The 22,880-nt window shown below is 39.9% G+C and carries 24 protein-coding genes, 1 other RNA gene and 1 pseudogene; 15 read left to right on the top strand and 11 right to left on the bottom strand.

Translation table 11 applies throughout. From position 1 onward, the window contains the following. The first annotated feature begins 4 nt into the window (after nucleotides 1-4). Nucleotides 5-2,860: a hypothetical protein gene (locus ACN20O_RS12265; protein WP_491634212.1), complete on the top strand. Its 2,856-nt coding sequence runs from the start codon at nucleotides 5-7 to the stop codon at nucleotides 2,858-2,860. 19 nt (nucleotides 2,861-2,879) lie between these two features. Here the strand turns inward: ACN20O_RS12265 and ACN20O_RS12270 are convergent, their stop codons facing one another. Continuing rightward, nucleotides 2,880-3,230, bottom strand: a complete 351-nt coding sequence (locus ACN20O_RS12270) for a DUF1232 domain-containing protein (protein WP_491634213.1) — start codon at nucleotides 3,228-3,230, stop codon at nucleotides 2,880-2,882. Nucleotides 3,231-3,323: 93 nt separating this feature from the next. Here ACN20O_RS12270 and ACN20O_RS12275 point away from each other — a divergent pair, with 93 nt between their 5' ends. From ACN20O_RS12275 to ACN20O_RS12285, 3 genes are read left to right on the top strand one after another with little or no spacing between them, the layout of a single operon-like run. Then, nucleotides 3,324-4,172, top strand: coding sequence for a hypothetical protein (locus tag ACN20O_RS12275; protein ID WP_102242598.1), 849 nt, complete (start codon nucleotides 3,324-3,326; stop codon nucleotides 4,170-4,172). 5 nt (nucleotides 4,173-4,177) lie between these two features. After that, complete coding sequence (locus ACN20O_RS12280) at nucleotides 4,178-4,981, top strand: DNA/RNA non-specific endonuclease (RefSeq protein WP_491634214.1); 804 nt, start codon at nucleotides 4,178-4,180, stop codon at nucleotides 4,979-4,981. Nucleotides 4,982-4,987: 6 nt separating this feature from the next. Further along, entirely contained in the window at nucleotides 4,988-5,413 is a 426-nt protein-coding gene (locus ACN20O_RS12285) for a hypothetical protein (protein ID WP_491634215.1), read from the top strand. A gap of 53 nt (nucleotides 5,414-5,466) precedes the next feature. Here ACN20O_RS12285 and ACN20O_RS12290 read toward each other — a convergent pair whose 3' ends face one another. The 3 genes from ACN20O_RS12290 to ACN20O_RS12300 form a co-directional block, all read right to left on the bottom strand. Further along, nucleotides 5,467-6,249 (bottom strand): S1 family peptidase, encoded by a 783-nt coding sequence (locus tag ACN20O_RS12290; RefSeq protein ID WP_102242601.1) that lies wholly within the window; start codon nucleotides 6,247-6,249, stop codon nucleotides 5,467-5,469. A gap of 138 nt (nucleotides 6,250-6,387) precedes the next feature. Beyond that, nucleotides 6,388-6,813, bottom strand: a complete 426-nt coding sequence (locus tag ACN20O_RS12295; RefSeq protein WP_491634216.1) for a hypothetical protein — start codon at nucleotides 6,811-6,813, stop codon at nucleotides 6,388-6,390. 80 nt (nucleotides 6,814-6,893) lie between these two features. Further along, the gene (locus tag ACN20O_RS12300; protein WP_491634217.1) at nucleotides 6,894-7,190 is read right to left on the bottom strand and encodes an SDR family NAD(P)-dependent oxidoreductase; all 297 of its coding nucleotides are present in this window, start codon (nucleotides 7,188-7,190) and stop codon (nucleotides 6,894-6,896) included. A 184-nt stretch (nucleotides 7,191-7,374) separates the two neighbouring features. Between ACN20O_RS12300 and ACN20O_RS12305 the strand changes: the two genes are divergently transcribed. Further along, on the top strand, nucleotides 7,375-8,220 hold the full coding sequence (locus ACN20O_RS12305; RefSeq protein ID WP_491634218.1) for a restriction endonuclease: 846 nt from the start codon (nucleotides 7,375-7,377) through the stop codon (nucleotides 8,218-8,220). 8 nt (nucleotides 8,221-8,228) lie between these two features. Continuing rightward, on the top strand, nucleotides 8,229-9,536 hold the full coding sequence (locus ACN20O_RS12310; RefSeq protein ID WP_491634219.1) for an MBL fold metallo-hydrolase: 1,308 nt from the start codon (nucleotides 8,229-8,231) through the stop codon (nucleotides 9,534-9,536). Here the strand turns inward: ACN20O_RS12310 and ACN20O_RS12315 are convergent. From ACN20O_RS12315 to ACN20O_RS12325, 3 genes and pseudogenes are all read right to left on the bottom strand, one after another. Then, nucleotides 9,533-9,832: a HigA family addiction module antitoxin gene (locus tag ACN20O_RS12315; RefSeq protein WP_491634220.1), complete on the bottom strand. Its 300-nt coding sequence runs from the start codon at nucleotides 9,830-9,832 to the stop codon at nucleotides 9,533-9,535. The two genes, ACN20O_RS12310 and ACN20O_RS12315, sit on opposite strands and share 4 nt — an antisense overlap. A gap of 9 nt (nucleotides 9,833-9,841) precedes the next feature. Further along, a pseudogene (locus ACN20O_RS12320) lies at nucleotides 9,842-10,135 on the bottom strand (type II toxin-antitoxin system RelE/ParE family toxin). A gap of 134 nt (nucleotides 10,136-10,269) precedes the next feature. Continuing rightward, nucleotides 10,270-12,084, bottom strand: a complete 1,815-nt coding sequence (locus ACN20O_RS12325) for a M3 family oligoendopeptidase (protein WP_491634221.1) — start codon at nucleotides 12,082-12,084, stop codon at nucleotides 10,270-10,272. Nucleotides 12,085-12,235: 151 nt separating this feature from the next. Between ACN20O_RS12325 and ACN20O_RS12330 the strand changes: the two genes are divergently transcribed. The 3 genes from ACN20O_RS12330 to ACN20O_RS12340 are packed head-to-tail and all read left to right on the top strand — an operon-like array spanning nucleotide 12,236 to nucleotide 13,836. Then, nucleotides 12,236-12,817, top strand: coding sequence for a GNAT family N-acetyltransferase (locus ACN20O_RS12330; RefSeq protein ID WP_491634222.1), 582 nt, complete (start codon nucleotides 12,236-12,238; stop codon nucleotides 12,815-12,817). A gap of 2 nt (nucleotides 12,818-12,819) precedes the next feature. Further along, nucleotides 12,820-13,050 (top strand): hypothetical protein, encoded by a 231-nt coding sequence (locus tag ACN20O_RS12335; RefSeq protein WP_491634223.1) that lies wholly within the window; start codon nucleotides 12,820-12,822, stop codon nucleotides 13,048-13,050. A gap of 15 nt (nucleotides 13,051-13,065) precedes the next feature. Beyond that, nucleotides 13,066-13,836: a hypothetical protein gene (locus ACN20O_RS12340; RefSeq protein WP_491634224.1), complete on the top strand. Its 771-nt coding sequence runs from the start codon at nucleotides 13,066-13,068 to the stop codon at nucleotides 13,834-13,836. Here the strand turns inward: ACN20O_RS12340 and ACN20O_RS12345 are convergent. Together ACN20O_RS12345 and ACN20O_RS12350 are read right to left on the bottom strand one after the other, a co-directional pair. Then, nucleotides 13,826-14,341, bottom strand: coding sequence for a helix-turn-helix transcriptional regulator (locus ACN20O_RS12345; RefSeq protein ID WP_491634225.1), 516 nt, complete (start codon nucleotides 14,339-14,341; stop codon nucleotides 13,826-13,828). The two genes, ACN20O_RS12340 and ACN20O_RS12345, sit on opposite strands and share 11 nt — an antisense overlap. Before the next feature lie 9 nt (nucleotides 14,342-14,350). Then, nucleotides 14,351-15,070 (bottom strand): cytochrome b/b6 domain-containing protein, encoded by a 720-nt coding sequence (locus ACN20O_RS12350; protein WP_491634226.1) that lies wholly within the window; start codon nucleotides 15,068-15,070, stop codon nucleotides 14,351-14,353. A gap of 174 nt (nucleotides 15,071-15,244) precedes the next feature. Between ACN20O_RS12350 and ACN20O_RS12355 the strand changes: the two genes are divergently transcribed. Further along, complete coding sequence (locus ACN20O_RS12355; protein WP_491634227.1) at nucleotides 15,245-15,505, top strand: PepSY domain-containing protein; 261 nt, start codon at nucleotides 15,245-15,247, stop codon at nucleotides 15,503-15,505. A gap of 61 nt (nucleotides 15,506-15,566) precedes the next feature. Here ACN20O_RS12355 and ACN20O_RS12360 read toward each other — a convergent pair whose 3' ends face one another. Both ACN20O_RS12360 and ACN20O_RS12365 read right to left on the bottom strand, forming a co-directional pair. Continuing rightward, complete coding sequence (locus tag ACN20O_RS12360) at nucleotides 15,567-16,058, bottom strand: transposase (RefSeq protein WP_491634228.1); 492 nt, start codon at nucleotides 16,056-16,058, stop codon at nucleotides 15,567-15,569. Between the two features lie 185 nt (nucleotides 16,059-16,243). Then, nucleotides 16,244-16,711, bottom strand: a complete 468-nt coding sequence (locus tag ACN20O_RS12365; RefSeq protein WP_491634229.1) for a 3-hydroxyacyl-ACP dehydratase FabZ family protein — start codon at nucleotides 16,709-16,711, stop codon at nucleotides 16,244-16,246. 280 nt (nucleotides 16,712-16,991) lie between these two features. Here ACN20O_RS12365 and ACN20O_RS12370 point away from each other — a divergent pair, with 280 nt between their 5' ends. The 5 genes from ACN20O_RS12370 to drmD all read left to right on the top strand — a co-directional run bounded on the left by ACN20O_RS12370 (nucleotide 16,992) and on the right by drmD (nucleotide 22,879). Next, complete coding sequence (locus tag ACN20O_RS12370; protein ID WP_491634230.1) at nucleotides 16,992-17,423, top strand: OsmC family protein; 432 nt, start codon at nucleotides 16,992-16,994, stop codon at nucleotides 17,421-17,423. 18 nt (nucleotides 17,424-17,441) lie between these two features. Beyond that, nucleotides 17,442-17,812, top strand: a transfer-messenger RNA (tmRNA) gene (ssrA, locus tag ACN20O_RS12375). A 199-nt stretch (nucleotides 17,813-18,011) separates the two neighbouring features. Next, the gene (locus tag ACN20O_RS12380) at nucleotides 18,012-19,049 is read left to right on the top strand and encodes a hypothetical protein (protein ID WP_491634231.1); all 1,038 of its coding nucleotides are present in this window, start codon (nucleotides 18,012-18,014) and stop codon (nucleotides 19,047-19,049) included. Next, a complete protein-coding gene (locus tag ACN20O_RS12385) occupies nucleotides 19,036-19,500 on the top strand; it encodes a hypothetical protein (protein WP_491634232.1) in 465 nt (154 codons plus the stop codon). The genes ACN20O_RS12380 and ACN20O_RS12385 overlap by 14 nt, the downstream gene beginning before the upstream one ends. A 181-nt stretch (nucleotides 19,501-19,681) precedes the next feature. Further along, nucleotides 19,682-22,879 carry a DISARM system SNF2-like helicase DrmD gene (gene drmD / locus ACN20O_RS12390; RefSeq protein ID WP_491634233.1) on the top strand — a complete coding sequence of 1,066 codons (3,198 nt, stop codon included), beginning with the start codon at nucleotides 19,682-19,684 and terminating at the stop codon, nucleotides 22,877-22,879. Nucleotide 22,880: the final 1 nt, after the last annotated feature.

The raw sequence follows: 22,880 nt of genomic DNA on the forward strand, positions 1-22,880 counted from the left end.
AAAAATGGTCGGAATTCGCGTTTCTATGTTCGCGCTAATTCTTTTTGTTTCTCTCAATTCTCCAATGGGATTTGCAAAAAGTGTCACTTTAAAAACCATCAATGTCAGCGTTCAATCAGATTACGGAATTCTTCAAGCAGAGATTCACTTTGACGAAAGGGATCTTGATGTTGCGCTTAAAGCAGAACGAGTGATAAAAACAGACCTGATCAAAGCGATCAACTACTTCCAGTATGTCCCTAGAACTATTGTGCATTTTAACGTAGATCCTTACTTAAGACTGACAAATGGGAATGCGCGCACATTCCCGACTGATATTATCAATCTTTACAAGTTTCCACCTAGCAACAATGAGCACCTGGTAGTTATGGAAGATTGGCTTACGGGCCTTATCTTTCACGAATACGTACACGTCACACATCTTGATCAGACGAGAGACTTTTTAGAATTAGGCCGCAATATCTTCGGGTCAATTGCGAAGTTTCCAGTGATGGTAGTTCCAAGATGGTTTACAGAGGGGATCGCGGTCTGGGCCGAATCTCATCTTTCAAAAAATGGTCGATTGAGCAATCCTCTTTTTAGAAAAGAATTGTTAATTCAATTCCTGCGCGCTGATTATTGCAAGACGATCGATTGCCTTGATGAGCCAGGCCTTTATCCGAATGGGTCTCTGGCCTATTGGGCCGGTGCTCATTTTATGGAATATATGGAAGAAAAGAAACCGGGGACAATAAAATGTCTGGTGGAGGAGAACTCTTCAAAAATCCCTTTTCTTCTTAACCGCGTCTTTAGTATTTGTACGGGACAAAATGCAGAAGATTCATTTACAGAATTCCGCGAGCGTTTGATTAATTCACAACCGCCACAGACGCCGGAAAATGAAGCATGGGGTGATAAAATCAGCAACGCTTTTGGAAGTGATGACCTCCAAAAAGGTATTTATCTCGACGGAAATACACTTTTTAAAGTTGAGCAGTATAGAAAAAGTGAAGCACTGGTTAGTTATGACCTGCAAGAAAATGTGAATATGCTGGTTGCTCAATTCTCGTATCCTATCTCTGATATTTCTGGAATGACGACAGTCCCGCAAGTAGACAATGAGATCAGTGATAACGGAAAATTTTTAATCGTCGCTTTTAATGAAGACCCTTATTTCCGAGGCGCAAACCGCGTTTGGAAACTGGTAAATACAGAGACGTTACAGGCCGATTACACTCTTCCTCTAAAAAACGACCCAAGTTATGTCATTGGTCTGGGGAATAATCGTTTTTTAACGGCCAGTTTTGTGAACAACCGTTGGATCATTGAGAGACAAAAAGTTGATATGGCAAAAGGGGTAGTGACGGATAGTGATATTCTTCATTATTTCGGAGCTGACGTGAACCTGGCCTTCTTTAAAAAAGTAGGACAGAAGATCCTGGTAAAATTAAACCGCAAGGAATTGGGAACGGCGCTTTATGTAAGTGACCTGACCTTGGAGAGTTTATACAAGGCCTACGAATCAAAAACGTTTTTTGATCTGCCTATTCAAAATGAAAACTTCTTTGTTTTAAGAGAAAAGGATTCATTAAAACTTTTTGAGTTCACTGACGGCTTTAAAAAAGTTTCAGTCAGCGAAATGGGCAAAGACCTGCTAAACCGTGTGACTTCAGCAGAGATCGGCGATGAACGCGTGCTGGTTTTAGAAAACCGCCTAAAGACAAAAGACATGAGTTTAAAAGAGAGCATGGCCTACTTAAAAAGAAATGCCGGCAATGCTCAAAATGTTGAAATGACCCAGGCTTCTTTTAAAAATGAGGAAGTGCCGTTAACGTTGGATCAGGCCAAGGCAGAGTCATTCCCGAAAGCTTACCACTTTATTCCTCATTACTGGTTTATCGCTTTTGGATCGAGCGAAAATCTCTCAAGTTATGGGGCCATGACAACTTTTTCTGACCCAATGGATTTAACGATTTTAGATGCCTCAGTCCTCACTTATCCTTCAGAAAGTAAAGTCGGTGGGCATTTCACTCTTAATCACAAACTTGCACCTGTGAGCGATTTATGGTCATTGAGTGCTTACTTCAACCACGAGTATTCAAAAACAGATTTCAGCTCCAATGTAGATCAGACGACAGAGTGGAGTGTCGGAACACACTACGCTATTCTAATGAAGCGCTGGACGATGGTTCCGGGAGTTTTCTTTGGTCAGACAAAAACAGATGACTTCATCTCTGATAGAACAGTTAAAAGTGTTGGGCTAAGCAATGTTTTAAGTTACAACGCTCAGACTTTTGATGATGTTTTCCAAAAACTTATTTTTCAATTGAAGTTTGAAAACAACCAACCAGATATCGGGGATGACTACTACAGCGTGCAATCTCTTTTAAAGTTAGAAGGCCGCTTCTATGAAAGACTTGTCGGTGGATTAAAACTTTCTTACGGTAAACTTTTTAAAGACGGTTTTAGACAAGGAGTTATCTACGGTGGGGGAGTGAATTCACTCGACTCTATTCGCTGGCATGAGTTTTATGGACTTCCATATAACAACGCTTACGGAAACGAGATTTTCACTTTCAGACTGCACCTGGATTATAACTTCTGGTACATCAACAGAGGGTGGGGACTGGTTCCGGTGTTCTTTAAAGAAGCTCACTTACTCCTAGGGAGAGAGTCACTTTACGCTGACAGAATCATTCTGGATAAAACTCTTTATAGAGAAAAAACAATCCATTCTGTGTTTGCCGGGGCCCGTTTAAAGACGAACATCTTTTATTTCATTCCAACAGATATAGATGTGATTTATTCTAATATTCAACGCCCTAATAACGGTGGAAACGTCGGCCAGGTCGATTTTTTAATTAATGCTTCTTTCGAATAGATAAAATAAAACAAGGGACCTAAAACGGGTCCCTTGTGTATTTCCATAGATTGTCTTTGATAATTCCCGGAACAAAAAACGACATAAATCTCGCCACTCTTTTGAGACGGGCAAAACTCTTCATTCCCCATGGATAGTGAGACAGAAGAATATTTTGATCTAAAACACTGAAAAAGTAATCCAGGATGAGTCCAAGGATAATCACATCGTCAATCAGACCAAATATAGGTATCCAGTCTGGGATAATGTCGATGGGAGAAAGCAGTAAGGCGACCATGGCCAGCAGAACTTTTTTATCGCGCATTGGGATGCGTTCATCGTTGGCAGTGTCTTTGAGAAAATTCTTTAGATCAATAAAAAAAGTTTTCATATCGGGTATGATAACACTATCATTGAGTGATGGAACTAATAATCTTAATCATCTCTCCTTGTTTGAGAGGCAAAAAGTAAGATAAGATAAACTATGAAAAAAGCTCAACTACAATCATCTCTCTTTTTTATTGGCCCAATCCTAGCTGTCCTTTTTGGGATGTACACGGTTTATTCAATGGGAATTCCCGCTGAAGTGTTCTACCCAAATGCTATTGCGACTGTTTTAGGTATCCCTTTAGTTTATCTTCTGGCTTCGCGATGGAACGACAGAAGACCATCTCTGGTTCTCCAGTTATCGTTTGTGTCACTTTTACTTCTGCTTCTTTGTTTCTTTTTTCCTGGACCAAGCGAAGTCCACCGCTGGATTGTGCTTGGGTCATTTAATATTAATGTGTCGATGATTGTGCTTCCGCTTGTTCTTTTTTGTATGCACCAATTGCTTCATGAAAAAAAATACCTTCACGGTGTGATTCTTTTTGCAGCTGTCGCAACCGTTCTTGGTTTCCAACCCGATGCTGGCCAGACAACATGTTTTGTTTTGGCAGGGCTAGTTCTTTTCTTTAGAAATAAAATGAGCGCAAAGATCCGCGCAGCCGCTGTTTTAATTGCAATTGTGACAACTGGTCTGGCCTGGAACAGAGTCGATCTACTTGAGCCGGTTGAATACGTTGAAGATATTTTTACCTTGATGGAAAGTCTGGGGCCTCTAGGTTACATCGGGATGGTAGGGATTTCGCTTCTTCTCTTTTTCCCATTTATTTATATGAGTCTTAAGCGCATTGAAACGGTGAGAACTCTTTCAATCGCATTTATTGTTTATCTTTCAGCTGCTTTTATCATTACTGAGTTTGGTCACTACCCACCACCGGTCATGGGAGCAGGAGCAAGTCCAGTTATTGGATGGTTTCTCATGCTGAGTTTTGTTTTTAGACCAGAATAGGTTTTATGAAATTACGTAACGTCTTCTTTTTTTTACTCCTTGCAGGTTGTGCGACAAAACCGACGCAGCAACCAGTAGAGACTCCAAAATCAACAACAAAAGTTGTTAAGTCTGTTGAGAAATCTCAGCCCGCTGAGCTTCGTGATACGATTGTGCTCGATCATAAGTTTTTTAAGATTTCATACAATATGAAAAGACGCCTGCCGAATTTCGTAAGCTACGAACTCACAGCAGAGCATTTAAAAGCAAAAGAAGCCTCACGTGAAGACAAGTTCATCCCTGATCCACTTTTAAAACAAAAGAATCTTCCTTTTGTTGTCAGCGCTGAGTATGTCAAAACAGGTTACGACAGAGGTCACATGGCCCCTTCTGCGGATTTTGCTTGGAGCCAGGAAGCTAACGATTTAACTTTTGTTATGTCGAATATGGCGCCTCAAAAACCTAAACTGAACCGCGATGCCTGGAAGAGACTTGAAGAGCAAGTGAGAAAATGGGCCTGTGGAGAAGAGAAGCTAACAGTTGTCACTGGACCCGTTTTAAAAGAGCGTCTGGCGACACTTCCTAGCGGATTAGAGATTCCCGAAGCCTTCTTTAAGATCATCATCGATGAAACGCCTCCGAAAAAGGCCATCGCTTTTATGTATTATCAGGAAGACAGCGGTGACATGCTCGCAGAAAGAATGATCCCACTTAAAAAGATTGAATCAGCAACTGGCATTGCTTTTAACCGCGAATTCCCTGACCTGAATGGCAAGATCAGAATGCCGGCCAGTACGAATGAATGGAAAGAAGCAGACTGCAGCAAGTAGGTTTATATGCGTTCACTTCTATTGTCCCTTCTCGCACTTTCAGTGGCGGGATGCTCTTCAACTCCTGTCATGGAAAAAAGTGTTCAGGAAAAATTCATGCGCGATTTCTCAAGTACAAACCTACAAATCGCCAATCGTTATTACAGAAATTTCCAGCAATACGAAGGATTCTCTCAGACTTATTGGGAGACAATTTTGGAGCAACTCTCAAGCGATAGTGCTCTAAGTTTAAAAAGAGACATCAGGGCCTTTAATGTGATTAAGGCCAAAGGCTTTGAGAAGGGGACAGTGATCTGTGTTTACTCAGAGTATTTCGAACTCGGTTTCTGTGACAACACGAGATGCGAAGGAACTGAACTTTCTGGAATTAAAAAGGAAGAAGAAATTCCTGAGGCCATGGCGAGAGTGACTGCTTACACTTGTTCAAAATAAAAAGGCCGAAGATTTCTCTTCGGCCCTTTCATCGAAACTTATTTTTTGAGAACTTATTTAGAAGCTGAGATTGTTTCCATGATCCATGGGTGAGCTACAGCTACGTTTCCATAGATCCCATAGTACTTAGCTCTTGCACATCCTCTTCCCCAGCTTACTACACCAGCAAGAACCGGACGTCCGTCTGTTCCAGTGATTGTAAGTGGTCCACCAGAGTCACCTTGGCAAGAATCTTTTTGTCCTTCAGGGAAACCTGCTGCGATCATAGTTGAATCAACTTGACCATTGTATGAAGTTGGAGCGTTTGCTGTTTCATTGCTTACGATTGGAACATCAACCATTCTTAGAACGTATGAAACACTTCCGTTCTCCCTTGTAGCTCCCCATCCTAGAACAGTAGAAACTACACCAGCATCGATTGCCCCAGTTTTAACTAGCTCAGGATCGATCATTCCAATGCTTCTTAGACCTGTTGCTTCGAAGTCGATTGGGTTTTTAAGCTCAAGAAGAGCGAAGTCGTAGCTGTATTTGCTAGCGTTGTTTTTTGGGTGAATATAAGATTTCTTCACTTCAAGCTTAATTCTTCCAGATGCGTTTAGGTCAACGTTTCCACCTGTGATTGGGCGAGTGAAGATCGACTTACAGTGAGCTGCTGTAAGGATCCATTTTTCATTAATGATTGAACCAGCACACCCACCACCGATAGATACGATGTATCTTGTTTCAGTTTGAGCAGGGTCAACAACGACACCACCAACGATCTTATCTTGAGAGATCGCTGCGTTTGAGAAAAGTACTGTTAGAGATAGAAGAGAGAGATTGAAAATATTTTTCATAAATTACCATCCTTGATAGATAAGATGATAGACCTCATGGAGAAATCTGCAATTCATTTGCAGTAATGTAATATTTTGTTAGGGTTTGGTTAGAATCAAAGCCGAGTAGAGAACTCGGCTTTGTTATTTTTGTGAAATTTATTGATCAATAAATCTACAGTTTGAAGTCGTAACTGCAGTCCCTTTAGCGTTGATCCACTGAAGTCCGTCTTCTTCACCTTTTTTTCCGTGCTTGATTTCAATTTCACCAGTCACTTTTTGACCAGATCTTGCAGGGGCATAGATGCCAACGTGTTTTTTAGAATCGATTGCTTCAGTTTTAAGTGTGCTCGTTAAATCAATATCGCACGTGATTGAACGTGTGAATGGATTCAGAAGAACCGCTTCATACTTAGCTTTTGCTTTTTTAGAGAATGCTCTTTCGTTAACATCTGTGATTGTCACAGTGACTGCATTTCTTAATTGGTCAGCTTGTTTAGCTGTCATTGGCCCGTCTTCCGGACGCTCGTAACCAAAGGCACTTACTACAGTTAAAAGAAGAGAAGTTGCGATTAATGTTTTCATAAAACCTCCGGGCGTTTGTTTATAATGCAGGCGCTAGAGTTGCAACCCCTTTGAGGCTAAAATTTATCTTATCGAAGGGGTTAAGTTATTGATAATTTGTCTGCTTTTGAAAGAACATCTGTCTTGAAAGCTCTTCGAGTTCCTTGGGAGAGCGCTGCCTTTGAAGCCGAGTAGCCAGCAATGAAAGGGAAGTTGATGTATTTTGCAATTGAAGCGATGCTGATTATGCGGGCTTCTTTCTTTTTTCTCAGAACAGGAAAAAAGACCCTCATCATTTCAATTGTCGCAAAGTAATTAATCTCCATATCGTCTCTAAAATTGTTCGTCTCATTTCCAAACAAACTACCAGGGTGAAGCACACCTGAATTATTGATCAAGATTTGCACATCGTTGGCCGTAACACTTGCCGCGATTGGCCCCGGTGATTAAAACTGTCTTGTGACAAAATTCCATAATGACCTCCTACTGATAAGAATCATAGTTTTAATCACCAGTATTTTCTCGCTGTAAGCGGACCTCATTGTTTTACAAGGAGAGTATCTTTGTTATAATTCTCGGAAGATGAAACACACAAACCTAAGACCAAAACCAGGCTTCCGAATTATTAAATCCAGCGGAGAGATTGAAAATTTCTCTGAGAAAAAATTGAGAAATTCTCTAAGGCGTTCTGGTTTAAAAGAAAAAGACTGTCAGCGAATTTCTAAGACTGTCTCAAATACAGTTCTTGATGGAACGACATCAAAAGACATTTTTCGCAAGACAATGAGGCTCGTAAAACAACAGTCAGCAGTGGCAGCTGCTCACTATTCACTTAAGCGCGCTCTCTTAAACTTAGGGCCGACAGGTTATGAGTTTGAGCATTTCGTAGGAAAATATTTTGAGAATCAGGGATTTCAAACAAGTGTTGGTGTGATTCTTCAGGGAGGCATCGTCCGCCATGAAGTAGATGTCGTGGCCTCAAAACCTAATTACAATATTTACACTGAGTGCAAGTTTCACAATAACGGTGGCAAGAAAAACGATATTAAGGTAGCACTTTATGTTAAGGCGAGATGGGATGATTTAAAAAATGGTCCGGATGGAAAATACTTGCGCGGTTATGCCCTGGCCACTAACACTGTTTTTACAAAAGATGCCATTACCTATGCCGAAGGTGTCGGGCTTATGCTCCTTGGAGTTAATGCTCCAGCAGGAGAGACATTTTTAGATATGATTAAAAAACACAAACTCTATCCCATCACGGCGCTTGTGCGTTTAAAAAAGACCTATTGCAAAGAATTGTTAAAAAGAAAAATCATTCTTTGCTCGGAACTTTTAAATGAAGACAAGCTGATGCTTAAAATCGGCATGAAACCCGATGAAGTGAGCACGGTGATCAAAGACATCCATACACTACTTGGATTATAGGAGATTTTATGAAACTTACCTTTGTCGGAGCTACTGATGAAGTCACTGGATCAATGACATTAGTGCAAACTCCTGCGGGAAAAATCCTGATTGACTGCGGGATGCACCAGGGAAGTTTTGAGAGTGTTCAAAAAAATCTCAACCCTCTTCCATTTGATCCAAGAGACATTAAAGCGATCTTTCTCACTCACGCTCACCTGGATCACTCGGGTTCAATTCCACACTTAGTAAAACTTGGATTTAGAGGAAGCATCTTCTGCACACGTGCAACGATGAAACTCGCTCTACTCATAATGGCCGATAGTGCTCACATTATTGAAGAAACAGAAAACCATCCGCTTAAAAATTATTACGGAGTGGAAGAAGTCGTGAAGACAACTTCTTTTTTTGTGGTGAAAGAAATGGGATCAACATTCTCTTTTCTTGATTTAAAAGTAAGCATGCTTCCGGCAGGGCATATTTTAGGTGCCGTTTCATACCTTTTTGAAGATGAAGACAAAAAACGCGTAGTCTTTTCTGGAGACCTGGGAAGACACGATGATCCGCTTAATTCGCCACCACCGCCGTGTCCGAAAGCAGATGTGGTTGTGCTTGAATCAACTTACGGTGGGAAGTTAAGAAGAGGGGATTTGCAAAAAGACCTCGCTGACTTTTTAAAACTCGTAAAGAAAGAATCAAAAGTTGGAATCATCGCGAGTTTTGCCGTCTCTCGTGCCCAGCTCTTAATCACACTCATTCACCAATACAATTTTGAGCATCCGGAAGATAAAGTCCGCTTTGTGATTGATGGACCGATGATGAGTGGAGCGAATCGCATTTACCAACAATTCACCGAACTCACTGAAATGGCCGAGGAACTTAGGCATGCTCTGGGGGATGTGGAAGTAATCGACAACATCCGCGAATGGCATTCCATTCAAAAACAAAAAGGTCCGATCGTTATCATTTCTTCAAGTGGAATGATTACCGGGGGAAGAATCTGGCGTTACCTGGAAAATTGGCAAGGTGATAAAAATGCCGTTCTCTTCTTACCGGGATACCAGGCGGCCAATACGGCCGGAAGAAAACTAAGCGAAGGAGTTCGTGAAGTTAAGAATGAAGAAGGAAAAATCATCCATTGGTCAGGAAGTGTGATTTCATCTCAGGCCTTCTCTTCGCATGCGGATCAGGATGAACTTATTGAATGGATCAGCGAGCTGGATAAGTCGACTCATATTTATCTTAATCATGGCGACCCTGATGCCAAGGTCGCCCTGAGAAAGAAGCTTAAGAGCTTAGGGTTTGAGAAGTGTGATATTGCTCAGGCAGAAAATTAATTGGTCTTAATAATCGCACCTGGAAGTTTTGGAAGAGACATTTTTGCTCTATAAAGATCGATTTCGTACTGGGACGATAGCCAGAAGTCTGGCGTCGTTTGAAAAGAAGAAGCGAGTTTTAAGGCCATTTCGGCAGATAATGTCGTTTTTCCATTTACCAGTCGATTAATCACTTTGATATCAACTTGTATATGGTCGGCCAATTCTTTCTGAGTTAATCCTAAAGGTTTTAAAAATTCTTCGGAAAGAATTTCTCCTGGATTCGTTGGTGGTCTTTGATAGTTTATTTTATTCATAAGGCCTCTTTAAAAGTGGTAATCAACTATTTCAACATTCGCTGGACCATCTTCACTCCAGATAAAAATAATTCTTCACTGGTCGTTAATTCTTATGCTGTAGTGACCGATTAAATCACCCTTAAGAGCTTCGAGCCTGTTTCCAGGTGGAGCTTTTAAGTCATCCAATCGTTTTGCGTAGTTTAACATATCCAGCTTTCTTAATACCACTTTAGATAAAAATTTCCATTGGCAATTCTTGGGTGGAATTCCCGTTTCTATAAAATCTTGAAGTTGAATCTCCCTGAAACTGACAATAACCATTTATACCTCATCTAGGTATACCCTAGAGAAACTTTTTAATGATTTAGATAGTGCAAGATTTCAGAGGCGGTAAAAATAAAAAGCCCCTGAAATAATTCAGGGGCTTCGATGAAAATTTAAAAATTTGATAAAGGTTAGAGTGATTTATATTTCTCAAACGCCTTCTCTGCAATCGCAATAGAACGAAGCCAGAAATCACTCTTTGAAATGTCCTCATTGAAGTGCTTCTTCACTAAGTTCTCTGCCGTCATGCGACCTGTGTCTTTAAGTAGCTCTACATAACGAGCATGGAAGTCTTTTCCAAGGGCCTCTCGCTTAGAGTAAATCCCCAAGCTAAACAGGTATCCAAAGAGGTAAGGGTAGTTATAAAAACTTCTCTCCGACATTGAGAAGTGAAGCTTACTTGCCCAGAACATCTCATCGTATTCAGAAAGCGTGTCGCCGTACCAGATTTTCTGGGCCTCAACCATGATGTTTTTTGTTTCTTCAACAGTGACATTCTTTTCTAATCTCTTTTCGACAAAACGCTTTTCAAATTCATAGCGCGCGGGAATGTTGATCATCAGGCTTTGAACGGATTGGATCTCCTGCCATAGGATGGCCTTTAGCTCATCTTTTGATTCAGATGTTTTTAAGAGGTAATCGCGCACAACGGTTTCTGCAAAAATCGAAGCTGTCTCAGCTAATGTCATAGGGTACGAGCATTCGCTAATAGGCAACTCTTTCATCACCCAATTGTGGTAAGCATGGCCGATTTCATGAGCGAGTGTGATCACGTTTTTCATACTTCCATCGTAAGTCATAAACACGCGGGTCTCTCTGACTTTGGCGTACCCTGTACAGTAAGCTCCCTGAGCGCGGTTTTCAGATGGAGCACAATCAATCCATTTTTTATCGGCCATCATCTGAGCGAAGTCTGCCATCGAAGGATCTACTTCACTGAAAGCGGCCTTGATGATTTCAATGGCCTTTGGGAAACTGATTTTACTTGCTGTCGTCTTAGCAGGGTAAGGCGCCATTAAATCCCATGGGCCCATTTGAGGGACATTAAGATCGCGGGCCATCGTCTTTAAAACCTCTTGCCCAAAAGCTCTTTTGTCAAAAGTTGTGTTCATTAAAGCATCAAGAGTCGTTCTTGTGATGTTGGCCGCATGACAAGTTTGATCCAGGTAATGCAGTTCTTTTGTTGTCGATCTCACCTTGTAGTTTTCATTTCTCCAGCCGTTAATCGAATTTAAAATCGCGCACGCGCTGATTTCTTGCCCGCGCCAGCCTTCGTTGATAGCACGGTAAGCTTTTTCTCTTTTTGTCCTGTCTGGATTTGAGTAAAGATTGTTGGCACTCGAAAGCGCCATTGTTTCACCATCGACATTAACTTTAAGCGCTCCAGAAATTTCGTTATAAAGTTTTCCCCAAGCAGAAAGACCATCAAGGGCAAAACCTGTCAGAAGAACTTCTTCGTTCGTACTTAGCAGGTGATCGTTTTGTTCACGTTGTCTTCCAAGAGCAAAGTGAAGCTCTTTTGTTCTCTTGTCGTCCAGGAATAGAGTTAAGAAGTCAGTAGGCGAGCGTTGCACACAAATGGAAATGGGCTTAAACGCCTTCAGGTAATTCGTCCAAAGTTTTTGTCCTCTTGCTTGAAGGTTTTTTGCTTCTTTGTTTTGTGTGTTCACCGACAGGGCCGTCATTGAGTAGACCATGACCTGGTAGTAGGTGATGTTGGTTTCAAGATAACGGTGGTAGAGCTCGATAGTGAGTTCTAAGTTTTTATAGAGGTCAGTGGTGTTGTTCGTTTCTAATTGGTTGATGAGGTTTTTATAAAGGGCCTCTTTTGATTCAAAAATGGCCGTTGATTCTGCAACGAGTGCTAAGTCTTTTTCAATTTGAGGGTCGTTAAAATCTTTGTAGATGTTTGTGTTGTCCCAGGAAATTGTTTGTAGATCGTTCATTTTAACCTCGGGTGAAGATGAAATAAGGTGCAAATCATAGCATAAAACTCGGGTGATGCGATGTTGAATTAAACTTGTACAGTTTTTCCTTTCTATTTTTCTAGTTCTAAATAGAATTTAATGGACTGTGTCTAACTTACCAAGGCCTTAAATGAAAAAATCACAATTAACAGTGTCCGAATTAGCCGAGCAAAAAAGAGATAAACATTTCCCAATCAAGTTTAAAGACTACACAATCGAATACGCCGCTGACAGGGATGTTTATTATAAAGAGCAAATGAAGATCTTTAAAAAAGTTTTCCCTCCCGGGGTAGGTTTCACTCCCAATAAAAAAGAAGATAAGGCCCTTGATCCTTGTTACAGAGAGTACCGCAAGATTCATTCAGAGCGCTTTCTTATCACTCACAAAGGAAAAGTTGTGGGATGGATGCAGGGAGAGATGGAAGATTTTGAAACTTTTTATATGAGAAACACGGGTATTCTTCCGGCCCATCAGGACAAGGGCGTTTATAAAAAATTTCTAGCTGAATTTGAGAAATATATTTTCGGTCTAGGTTACGCCAGAATTTCTTCTCAGCACGCGCCGACAAATGCAAGAATCATTTCACTTAAGTTAAAAGCAAAATACGTCATTGTGGGCTCAGAGACTCATGAGCGTTGGGGAAAATTAATCAAGCTAGTGAAGTTTAAGAGCAAAGATAGGTACGATTATTACTTTAAGAAAGTGGATTAATTATGAGTGAAGTGAATTCAGTTACACCAAGAGAAGCAGAGTTATCGGCTAAGATCAGTGAAATTTACAATTCAGGGAATGGCAAAAAAGCAGTTGAAATGGCGATTGATTTTTTAAGGGAATTTCCTGAAAGCCGTGTCGCTCGTTATCAACATGCAGTCATGCATGGAGATTATTCAGTGGACATTATAGTGCTTGTGTTGGGGCTTCAATGTTGGCATTTAAAAATCTAAAGAGTGGAGATATAGATGTTTAAAAATATTTACCTGGATCATAGCTACAACTGCGACCAGAACTTTAAGTTTTTTAAAAAATTAGAAAAGCTAGGCTTCACTCTCGACAAACAATTTGTAGAACACCCTGGAAAGGCCTTTTGTAAATTCATTATGCTAAAGGGTTACAATAAGAGAAAGAAATACTACTTGGAATTCGTTTCATTCGGCAAAGGCGCTCCTCTTATCGAAAAAGAAGCAGGTCTGTCTTTTGGGTACCAAGAAAACTTAGAAAAGTACTTTAAGAAAATCAAAACAAAGCTGCCTTCGACTTTCACTCACAAAAACTATGCGTGGAAAGCAAATTCAGTAGACCGTCTGCCTGGTTGGAATATGCTAAATTTCAAGAAGCGACCAATTCAAAATACTTTTACATGGTTCACTGAATATGAACCACACGCGAAGAAACAAAAAATGGCAAAAATCCCTAAGCATAAAAATGGCGTTGAGAGTATTCATGGAATTCTTTTATCACTTACTCCTAAATCTAAAAAGAACTTAGAAACGATTTTAGGAAAGAAGATCAAGGACAAGGTCGAACTCAACGACGGAACGTTTATTTACGTTGAGAGTGGAAAGACCGATCGTTACAAATCAATCATCGTTAATGCTCAAAGCTTAAAGAAAGTGAAGAAGGTCGTAGGAAAGTCTGGCAAAAGCGAGATGTTTCATGGCCAGGAAGTCGTAAGAATCGATCCGCCAGTTTATGAGAAATCACTTTCGTGGAATCTTCTCATTAGAGAGTAGATTGTGGGACCAGTAGATCCTCAAGGAAAAAGGCCGAAAGCTCCGACCTGCTAGAAAGCCCCGCCTTCGCATAAATGGCCATCGATTGCACTCGTGCTGTTTTTTCTGTTGTATTTCTCACGCTGGCAATTTCTTTTAGGCTAAGGCCCTTGAGTAAGAGGAAGGCCACTTCTTTTTCAGCTGCCGTGAGTTCCCATTTACTCAACTGATCATCAATGGCCTGAGACAATCCTTCTAAGTATTTTTTAGATTCAGTTCTCCATTTCTCCGCTTCCTCACGGTAAGCAGAAAATTTCTGACTAGTTTCAATCAGGCTTTTTTTGGTTTGAAACGAATCTCTTAAAATATAAAAAATCCCAAATAAAGAAAGAAGACCCACACTGCCTTCAAGGAGCAAGTGCCAGATAACTACACCTTCTTTGGAATCACTTATAATGTCCATTGAGACAAGAAGAAAAACTGCACTTAAAACGCTTACTAAAACCCATTTTTCTTTATGGCTCACAATCAACCTCTAATCATCATGTTCTTTTTCGCTTTCATTTTCTTTGCCTTCATTATCGCCTAAAGAAAGTGTCTTTCCAAAGATTTTTAACTCGCGGGCAGAAGTATCATAATTTTTGACAATGTAAGTCCCGGAACCAATCATGAGAAAAATCAGTAAAAGAGCGACCATCGGTTTGTGGCCAGAGATACCGCTTAGGCCATGGTCTGTTTCTTTTTTCCCATGAAGCATGGAGAACGCAATTCCATCGACATGACGAAGAGTGTGGAGAAAAACTCCGGCGACATGTAAGAGAGTTGTGATTAAAAAGAGATTGGCAAAAAGCTCATGTAAATCTTCGAAGGCTTCCTTATGTCCCGAGGTCATGAGAATTCCCGTGACGGCCAACATGAGGGCCGAAGTGAGCATAATAAGGGCCGCCCAACTTGAGGCCGGGTTGTGACCGCTCCAGCGTTTTTTATCACCAGAAAACAAGCTCTTAAAGTAATCTATGACATCTGTAGGATAGAGGGCAAACGATGAGAATCGCGCATATTTTGTCCCGATCACTCCCCAGATGAGTCTTAGGATCACCAATACACCCAACATTAACCCTGCCAGCATATGATAAGAAAAAACGGGGCTTTCATCGTCAACTGTTTTAGCGACCGTAAAGGCGAAGACAAAAAGGAAAGCAAAACTCCAATGAAAAATCCTGGTAGGTAAGTCGTAGATAAGTTGTTTGCGCATAAGGCCTCCTGATGCTCTTAGCATGCCTCAAACCATGAAAACTTCCATTGTCCATATGACCTATAAGCATTTATTCAAGCTCTTAGGTCATTTGGCCAATGCTTATTTTTCTAAATGGGAATAGTTTTTAATCAAACAGAAATGATTCTGTAGAAAACAATCAGGAGAAATAAGATGCGTAACTATTTATTGGCGATTATGAGTCTAATGCTTGCTTCAGGGGTTGCCTTTGCAAAAAAAGATTGCACTGATCAACCAAAAGAGAAGTGGATGTCGGAAGCAGACTTTAAAAAGAAGGTCGAAGCCGAAGGTTACACGATCGCCAAATTCAAACAGCCTGGCACTTGTTATGAAATTTATGGGACTAACAAGGAAGGCAAGAAAGTCGAAATTTACTTCAACCCGGTCGATGGCTCTGTGAAGAAAGAGAAATAAACCGTCTTCAAAAAAGGCTCCAGTAGACTTCGCAACGCGAAGTCTACTGGAGCCTTTTCGTTCAAGAAAACAACGACCGATAAAGCCCTTTTCTCAAAACTTCTTTTTCCTTTTCTGCAATCTCACGATTCATCCAGTTGAGTCCATATTCATCTTTAAAGCCATAACGGTCGTGTATTGGAATTACAAAAGCACCTTTGCCAAGCAAGTGGTGAATTGTACTATAAGGATAGCTTTGGCAATCCCTAGAAATCCCGGCCCGCACAGGATTTTGATAAACATAACGATAACAATTCATAAAATAAGTTTGCGATTGAATGAGGCACCATTTATATCTTCCACCGAAGACTTGATTAATTCTTCCCGAAAACTTCTGCACTTTTAAGGCAAGCCTCTTATTAAATTCGTAAATGAATTCATCAAGATTTCCTTCTGGAGTCACAAGAATCATGTGGTAGTGATTTGTCATGAGAACAAATGAGATCAGTTCTACAGGGTGAACGGAGTAGGCTTCTTTTAAGCTCTCAGTCGTCAGTCGCCACATAAGAGGCATTGGAACTGCAAAAGGCTCTTTATTATGTGATCGAGAAGTCACATGATAGGGAAGATTTTTTGATCGAATTAAAAGTTTTCTAGGCATACCCTATAAACTGCATACCTAAGAATAATTCTTTAAAAATAGCCCACTGAAATCACAAGAAATTTTTCTCCGCGCTTTGCAAAGTCTACAGGAGACTATCAAAAATCTAGGATGTGCTCGTCGCTGATATTGATCAGCGTGAACTCATTGCTCATGATTTTATCTTCGCCTACAGTGATGCTTCCTTTGAAGCGAAAGAGTTGCGCGTTTTGTTCAATCAATCGCACATGAATTTCAAGCTTTTCTCCAGGGCGAGCAAACTTCTTAAACTTTGAATGATGAACAGATCGCAAGACTCCTAAAGCATGACCTTTGGTCGCTTCAGAATCATAGTCGGCCACAGGCGAGTGGTGTTCAGCAATTAAAAGACCCGCTGTTTGCGTTGTCATCTCTTGCATCATCGCTCCCGGTACAACGTGAGCTCCGGGAAAGTGCCCCTGAATGTAGAAGTCTTCAAGTGCAGGAGTTTTTGCAGCGACAATATGTTCACTTGAATGCTCAAGAACTTTATCCACCATCAGGTAGGGAGCGCGGTGGTGAAGACGCTTATGAATGTTAATACTCATGTGGATTCCTTTTTCTTTAGCCGAATCGGCCCTTTGATATTGGTGTAATCGATGACTTTTTCTTTTTGTCTTCTGAAGGAAGTACCTCACTAGGACAAATCGTCTTGGGATAGCGCGCGCTTGTGAGAGCAATAATCTTTTTTCTAATACTGTCTTTGTCCATGATTCATCATAGCGGAAGGATCATCAATAGAGAGGTAGACATTGACCGGACACGGTCTAAGAGTTGTGAAGCTCTCATTTATCTTTTTTTGGATTAGAGTTTCCCTAAGGAGTTTTTATGACAAAATACCCTCTCGTTTTTAACGCAACTACCAACGCTACTTCTGGCCTTAACACAACTTGGGAGTCAAACGCTTTTAATCAACTACCTCTTACAATGGCCATCCCGAAGGAGTTTGAAGGCGAGGGCGGAGGATATTCCCCGGAAGATCTTTATCTTCTGGCACTCACAAACTGCTTTGTGGCGACTTTTAAATTTGCCGCCCACAAGTCGGCACTGACATTTAGCGACCTCAAGGTGGAGACAAAGCTCATTGTGGACCTGGATGAGAGTGGACGCCCTATAATGAAGGAATTTTACCTGGATTCCTACCTCTCTGGGGCCAGCCACGCCGAGAGAGCGCAGCGCCTTCTCACTAAAATTGAGGGAAGTTGTTTAATCCTAAATTCCGTAAAAACTAAAGTGATTTTTCACCACCATTTGTGCTAAGCTAACCTATCTCTAAATGGGGGTGCACCGGTTTCGACAGGGGGTACTGAAATTTAGTGGGCGTGTCCAGGTTGATCACCACGGTCCTGGTAAAAAGGGGATCAAAAATTAAATGCTGAATCTAACGATTACGGCTATGCTCTAGCTGCTTAATTAATTTAAGCCTAGTCATTGCGGAGGCCACCTCCAATAAAAACAAGCGTGGCAACAAGTCTGTCTCGACTTAAAGGAGGCAAGCGAGTAGCCGGGAGTGACGCTTAATAATCACCGGGCTTGAAGGTTCACGAATCTTATAGTCTTCGCTTTGAGACGAGAATTCAAAGCTACACACGTAGTCCGCTTTATAGATGGCCTTTTGGACGTGGGTTCGATTCCCACCACCTCCACCAAATGAACTAATTAACCACCGAAAGGTGGTTTTTTTGTTTTCTTTTTGCAAATTCCTTTTAGAATTTGAGCCTAATTGTTAAACTGATGAAGCTTAATATTGTCAGCAATTCAAAAAAGCATGCGAGGAATTTTTGATGTATCGGCATGTGATAAAGAATGGAATTGTTGTACGTTCATAAATTGAGAATTTGAGAGATTATGACAAAGAGAAAAAATGAGTTAGGGACTTTTAAGATTGGAGTAAGGGGAACAAGAGAAAATGCTCAAGGAGAAGTGAAGAATTATTACTATACTGTTACACATGACCAAATTAGCTCAGCTCTAAATAGGTTCGTACAAAGGAATTTTTTAACAGATCCATGTATTATTTCTATTCCAGCTACAGGGCGAGGTATTTATCAAAAGATTTGGATTGATAAATGTGTCAGAAGCGTACATGTCGGAATCGTCTATTTTCATTTTTCTGCAAAGTTTATTTTGCGTGACCAAGCAAATATTGACACGGTAGACACAGAGAGCTTGGAGACTGAGGTGATTGAAATTGCGGGTTCAAGGTATCAATTTGTGCAATTGCATTTTTCTCTAGTGCCTCATACAAGCTCGATTATTTCAGATACAAAATGCTATAACAAAAATATTGAATATTTATTGAAAAATCAGTTAGCTGAGTTGTTAAATGAAGTTGACTATCAAGTTGATGATGGTTCAAGTTTTATTGATTGTATTAAGGTTGTAATTAAGGGAGATGCAAAAAGAAACTACGAAGATGTCTTAAGAAGCAATTTTAATAAAATTCAATCGTTTGGATTAACTTTTGGGAAGCCTAATAAAAATTTAATTGATAACGATACTGAGATAGATTCGGATGAACAATGGGAAGAATTGTTGGGCGAAATGATAGGTGGTTTAGTTGGAGTAAATTTAGACGCTGAAAATAGTCCATTTGTTGGCGTAAAAATCGAGTTGAAATTCAAAGAAGTTCCCAGAGGGATGGCTGAACAATTTACTGGCTATAGGCGTACTTTAAAAAACAAGTTACTTGGCCTTGGACAAAATAAGTACCTCAAAGAAGGACGAGTCGAGTATTTGGATGATGAGGATGAGCTTAAGTATGCGATTAAAAGAGGCATTACAAAAAGTTTAGATGTAAATGTTGCTGATAATGAATTAAAGAATGAAGTTGAAATGTGGAATGAACAACGGCGTACATATAGAGAACTCTATGACTTGGAATAATTTATCGACATTTTTTCTTTTATTACCATTTGTATTATCACCGATAATGGCTTTTTTTAATTTCCAAATAGATATAAGTAATACGCTTACTTTATTTTTAAGCTTAATCTGGGGAATTTTGATTTCTCTCGGAGGTGGATTTATTTTTTTAAGCAACTTTGACTATGAAAAACAAGCAAGAAATAAGTCATTCATGAAAACAGTTTCTGAAAATATAAAAGCAGTTTCGTTTTCGATTTTAATTCATGCAATTCTCTTTATTTTTTTATCTTTTTTGTACCCTGTACGATCTTATTTGGAGTCAGTAATTGGGCATCATTTTATTGAGAAATGGCATTTAGTCTCTTTATATAAAGCACTTGTTTATGTCGAAATAGTTATTCCTTCGTTGGCATCTGTTTTAGTTGGATCTTGGTGTATACTTTTGTTGATGAATCAAAGAGGTAAATAGCACATCTGTTTTTTTGAAAGTTAATTTTGCCAACAGTAAGAAGCGGTGCAAGATTACTCTAATGTACTATTCAAGAGATGATAAATTATGAGACTATAAGTAATAAACTCTATTTTCTTTAAAAGTTTATAATTGCACAATAATTTATATTTCGATTGAAATATCTTGCAGAGATTTAAGGATGAACTTCATGCAGCCGACTCCAGAAATTGGAAGTACAGTCTATTTACGTCAACGACAATATATTGTTGAAGAAGTACGAAAACCAACTGATAAACATTCATCACATGTTGTAACACTGACATGTATTGACGATGACGCCCAGGGGCAAGAAATCACAGTTCTGTGGGAAAAAGAATTAGATAAAATTCCCGACTTCGGTGAAAACTGGGCCGACCTTTCTTCTCGCGCGTTTGATGATCCAAAAGTTTTTTCAGCTTTCTATCATAATCTAAATTGGAACTCGATCACTTCAACTGATCCTGAGCTTTTTCAAGCTCCATTCAGGTCAGGAATCAAAATTGAGCCATATCAGCTTGAACCTCTTTGGAAGGCCCTTAAACTTCCAAGAGTAAATCTTTTTATCGCTGATGACGTAGGTCTTGGTAAAACTATTGAAGCAGGATTGATTGCGAGAGAACTCCTTATTCGCAAAAAGGCAAAAGACATAGTGGTGTTTGCACCACCATCAATGCTGTATCAGTGGAAAGAAGAACTTGAAAATAGATTCGGCCTTGTCTTTGAAATTATGGACAAGAAATATATCGCTAAAATTCGCCAAGAGCGTGGCTGGGCCGTAAATCCTTGGGAGACTCATTCACGCTTTCTCGTTTCACACAGAATGTTGATTGATGATGAGTTTACTTCTTTACTTCGTGACTGGCTCACAGAGTTTAGAGGTCGTTCACTCCTGATCTTAGATGAAGCTCATCATGCAGCCCCAGCAAGTGATGGCGTTTATGCGGTAGAAAGTCAGTTCACAAAAGCGATAAGAGATTTATCTCCTCGATTTGAACATAGATTATTTCTTTCTGCGACTCCGCATAACGGACATCCAAATAGTTTCTCAACGCTGCTTGAGATTCTTGATCCAAACCGCTTCTATCGTTCAGAGAAGATCAAACCAGAGATGACCCAAGAAATTATGGTTCGTCGCTTAAAAGAAGATTTACGAGGTATTGTTGGAGGCTTTCCTGATCGAAAAGTCCAAGCCGTTACAATTACCGAAGACTCTTGGCCTGAATTAAAACTATCGGCATTGTTACAGCAATACAAAGAAGCCAAAGAAGCTCGCGTAAAAAACTCTAAATCAAAAGCTGGAAAATCTGCTGGATTAGTTTTGGTAGGATTACAGCAACGTCTTCTTTCTTCTCCTGAAGCATTTTTTAAAACACTAAAAGTTCACAAAGCGGCTTTTGAGAAAAACAATCCTAATGCTAGTACAAAGGCTTTCATTGAAGAGAATTATTCAGCTCTTAGTAAAGGAATAGATCAGGATTCTGATTTAGCGGAACTCTCTCAAGAGGAACTCGATGGAATTGAATCTTCAATGGTGGAAGAGCTAACTCAATTCAGTAACGAAGAAACCAATACGGAACTTTTAGTAAAAGAACAAAAGCTCCTAAATGAGATGATGGCCATTGCTGAAAAGAATCGTTATGCGACCGACGGAAAAATGAAGCACTTACTTGAATGGATTAAAAACAACCAATGTCCAGATAAGAAAAGCTGGAACGATCTTCGAGTTATTATCTTCACTGAGTATGAAGATACAAAAAATTATATTAAGAACCAATTAGAACATTTCTTCGATAACCACCATGACTTTGAAGATCGTGTGTCCGTATTTCATGGGCCAACTTCAATGGAAAAACGTGAAGAAATTAAAAGAGCCTTTAATGAACATCCATCAAAAAATAAATTAAGAATCTTAATTACAACTGATGCAGCAAGAGAAGGTCTGAACTTGCAGACTCACTGTTGGAACCTCTTCCATTATGACATCCCTTGGAATCCTGGTCGCCTTGAACAAAGAAATGGTCGTATTGATAGAAAACTACAGCCAAACAAGGAAGTATTCTGTCGATATTTTGAATATGCCTATCGCGCCGAGGATAAGGTTCTTTCAACTCTTATTCGTAAGACTCAAACTATTCGTGATGAGCTTGGAAGTTTATCCCAAGTCTTAGACCCACAACTGACGGCTATCTTAGAAAATGGAATTGATCTTAGAAGTGTTTCGGAAACTGAGAAAAAAATAAATAGTGCTTCTATCGACGAAATAGTCAGAAAGAATATCGAAGATCAGCTCGAAGCTGCTAGAGATAAAAGAAAAGAAGACGTTGCTAAAAAGATTAAACTAATGACTGATCTTTTAAAGAAATCCCAGAAATGGATTTCAATGGAAGACGACTATTTGAAATCTGCCCTGAACTGCTCATTAACTCTCTCTAAGTTGCCTGCCTTAGAAGAAACTACTACTGGGCTTAAGTTTCCGAACATTACCGACAGAATGAAAGATTCTACATGGCAAGGAACACTAGACACTCTTCGTCCGCCAAGAAGAAGAGATCAAAAGCCTGCTGAATGGAGAGCTGAAACTCAGTATCGTCCGATTGTATTCCAAGATCAGGAAAATATCGCTGATGAAAAAGTGCATCTTCACCTTGAACATAGACTTGTAAAAAGGCTTTTAAATAAATTCTCAGCACAAGGCTTCGTTCAAGATGGCCTCAGTCGAGTTTGTATTATTCCATGTAAAGTAAAAACTCCAAGGGCCGTTCTACTTACGAGACTTTTATTTTTCAGTAAAAATGGTGCTGGTCGATTGCACGAAGAAATTATTCCCATTTCTGCCGAATGGATCACAAAAGATCACTCTAAGGGAATCCGAGTCTTCAAGGAAGAAGGAGAGGAAAGATCACTTAACTTCTTGCAGACCGCACTTCTTCAAGAGAACTTCACTAAAGTTGATGCAAAGGTTGTTAAGGATTTTATTCAAGAAGACTTTGACTCTTTATCAGAAGACATTATTCAGAAACTAAAAGATCGTCTCATTGCTGTCGGCAATGCACTTGAAAGCAGATCAGAAACAGAAGCAAACTCTCTAAAAAAACTTCTTGAAGACCAATTAAAGCGTATTGAACAAACGCTTGCTGATCCTGCTGCATTCACACAGCTTGCTTTTAATTTTGAAGAACTCAATACCAGAGAGAAACTTCAAGTTGAAGCTGACAGAATTGCTCTTCGAGAAAAAATTGAACACCTAAAAGAAGAAATCAAAGAAGAACCTGCAAAAGTTAAAGCGCTTTACGAGTATCACACTCCAAGAGTCGAAAAATTAGGATTGGTCTATTTGTGGCCTGAGGGTGGAGTATAGT

The sequence above is a fragment of the Bacteriovorax sp. As-1 genome (genome assembly GCF_058446905.1).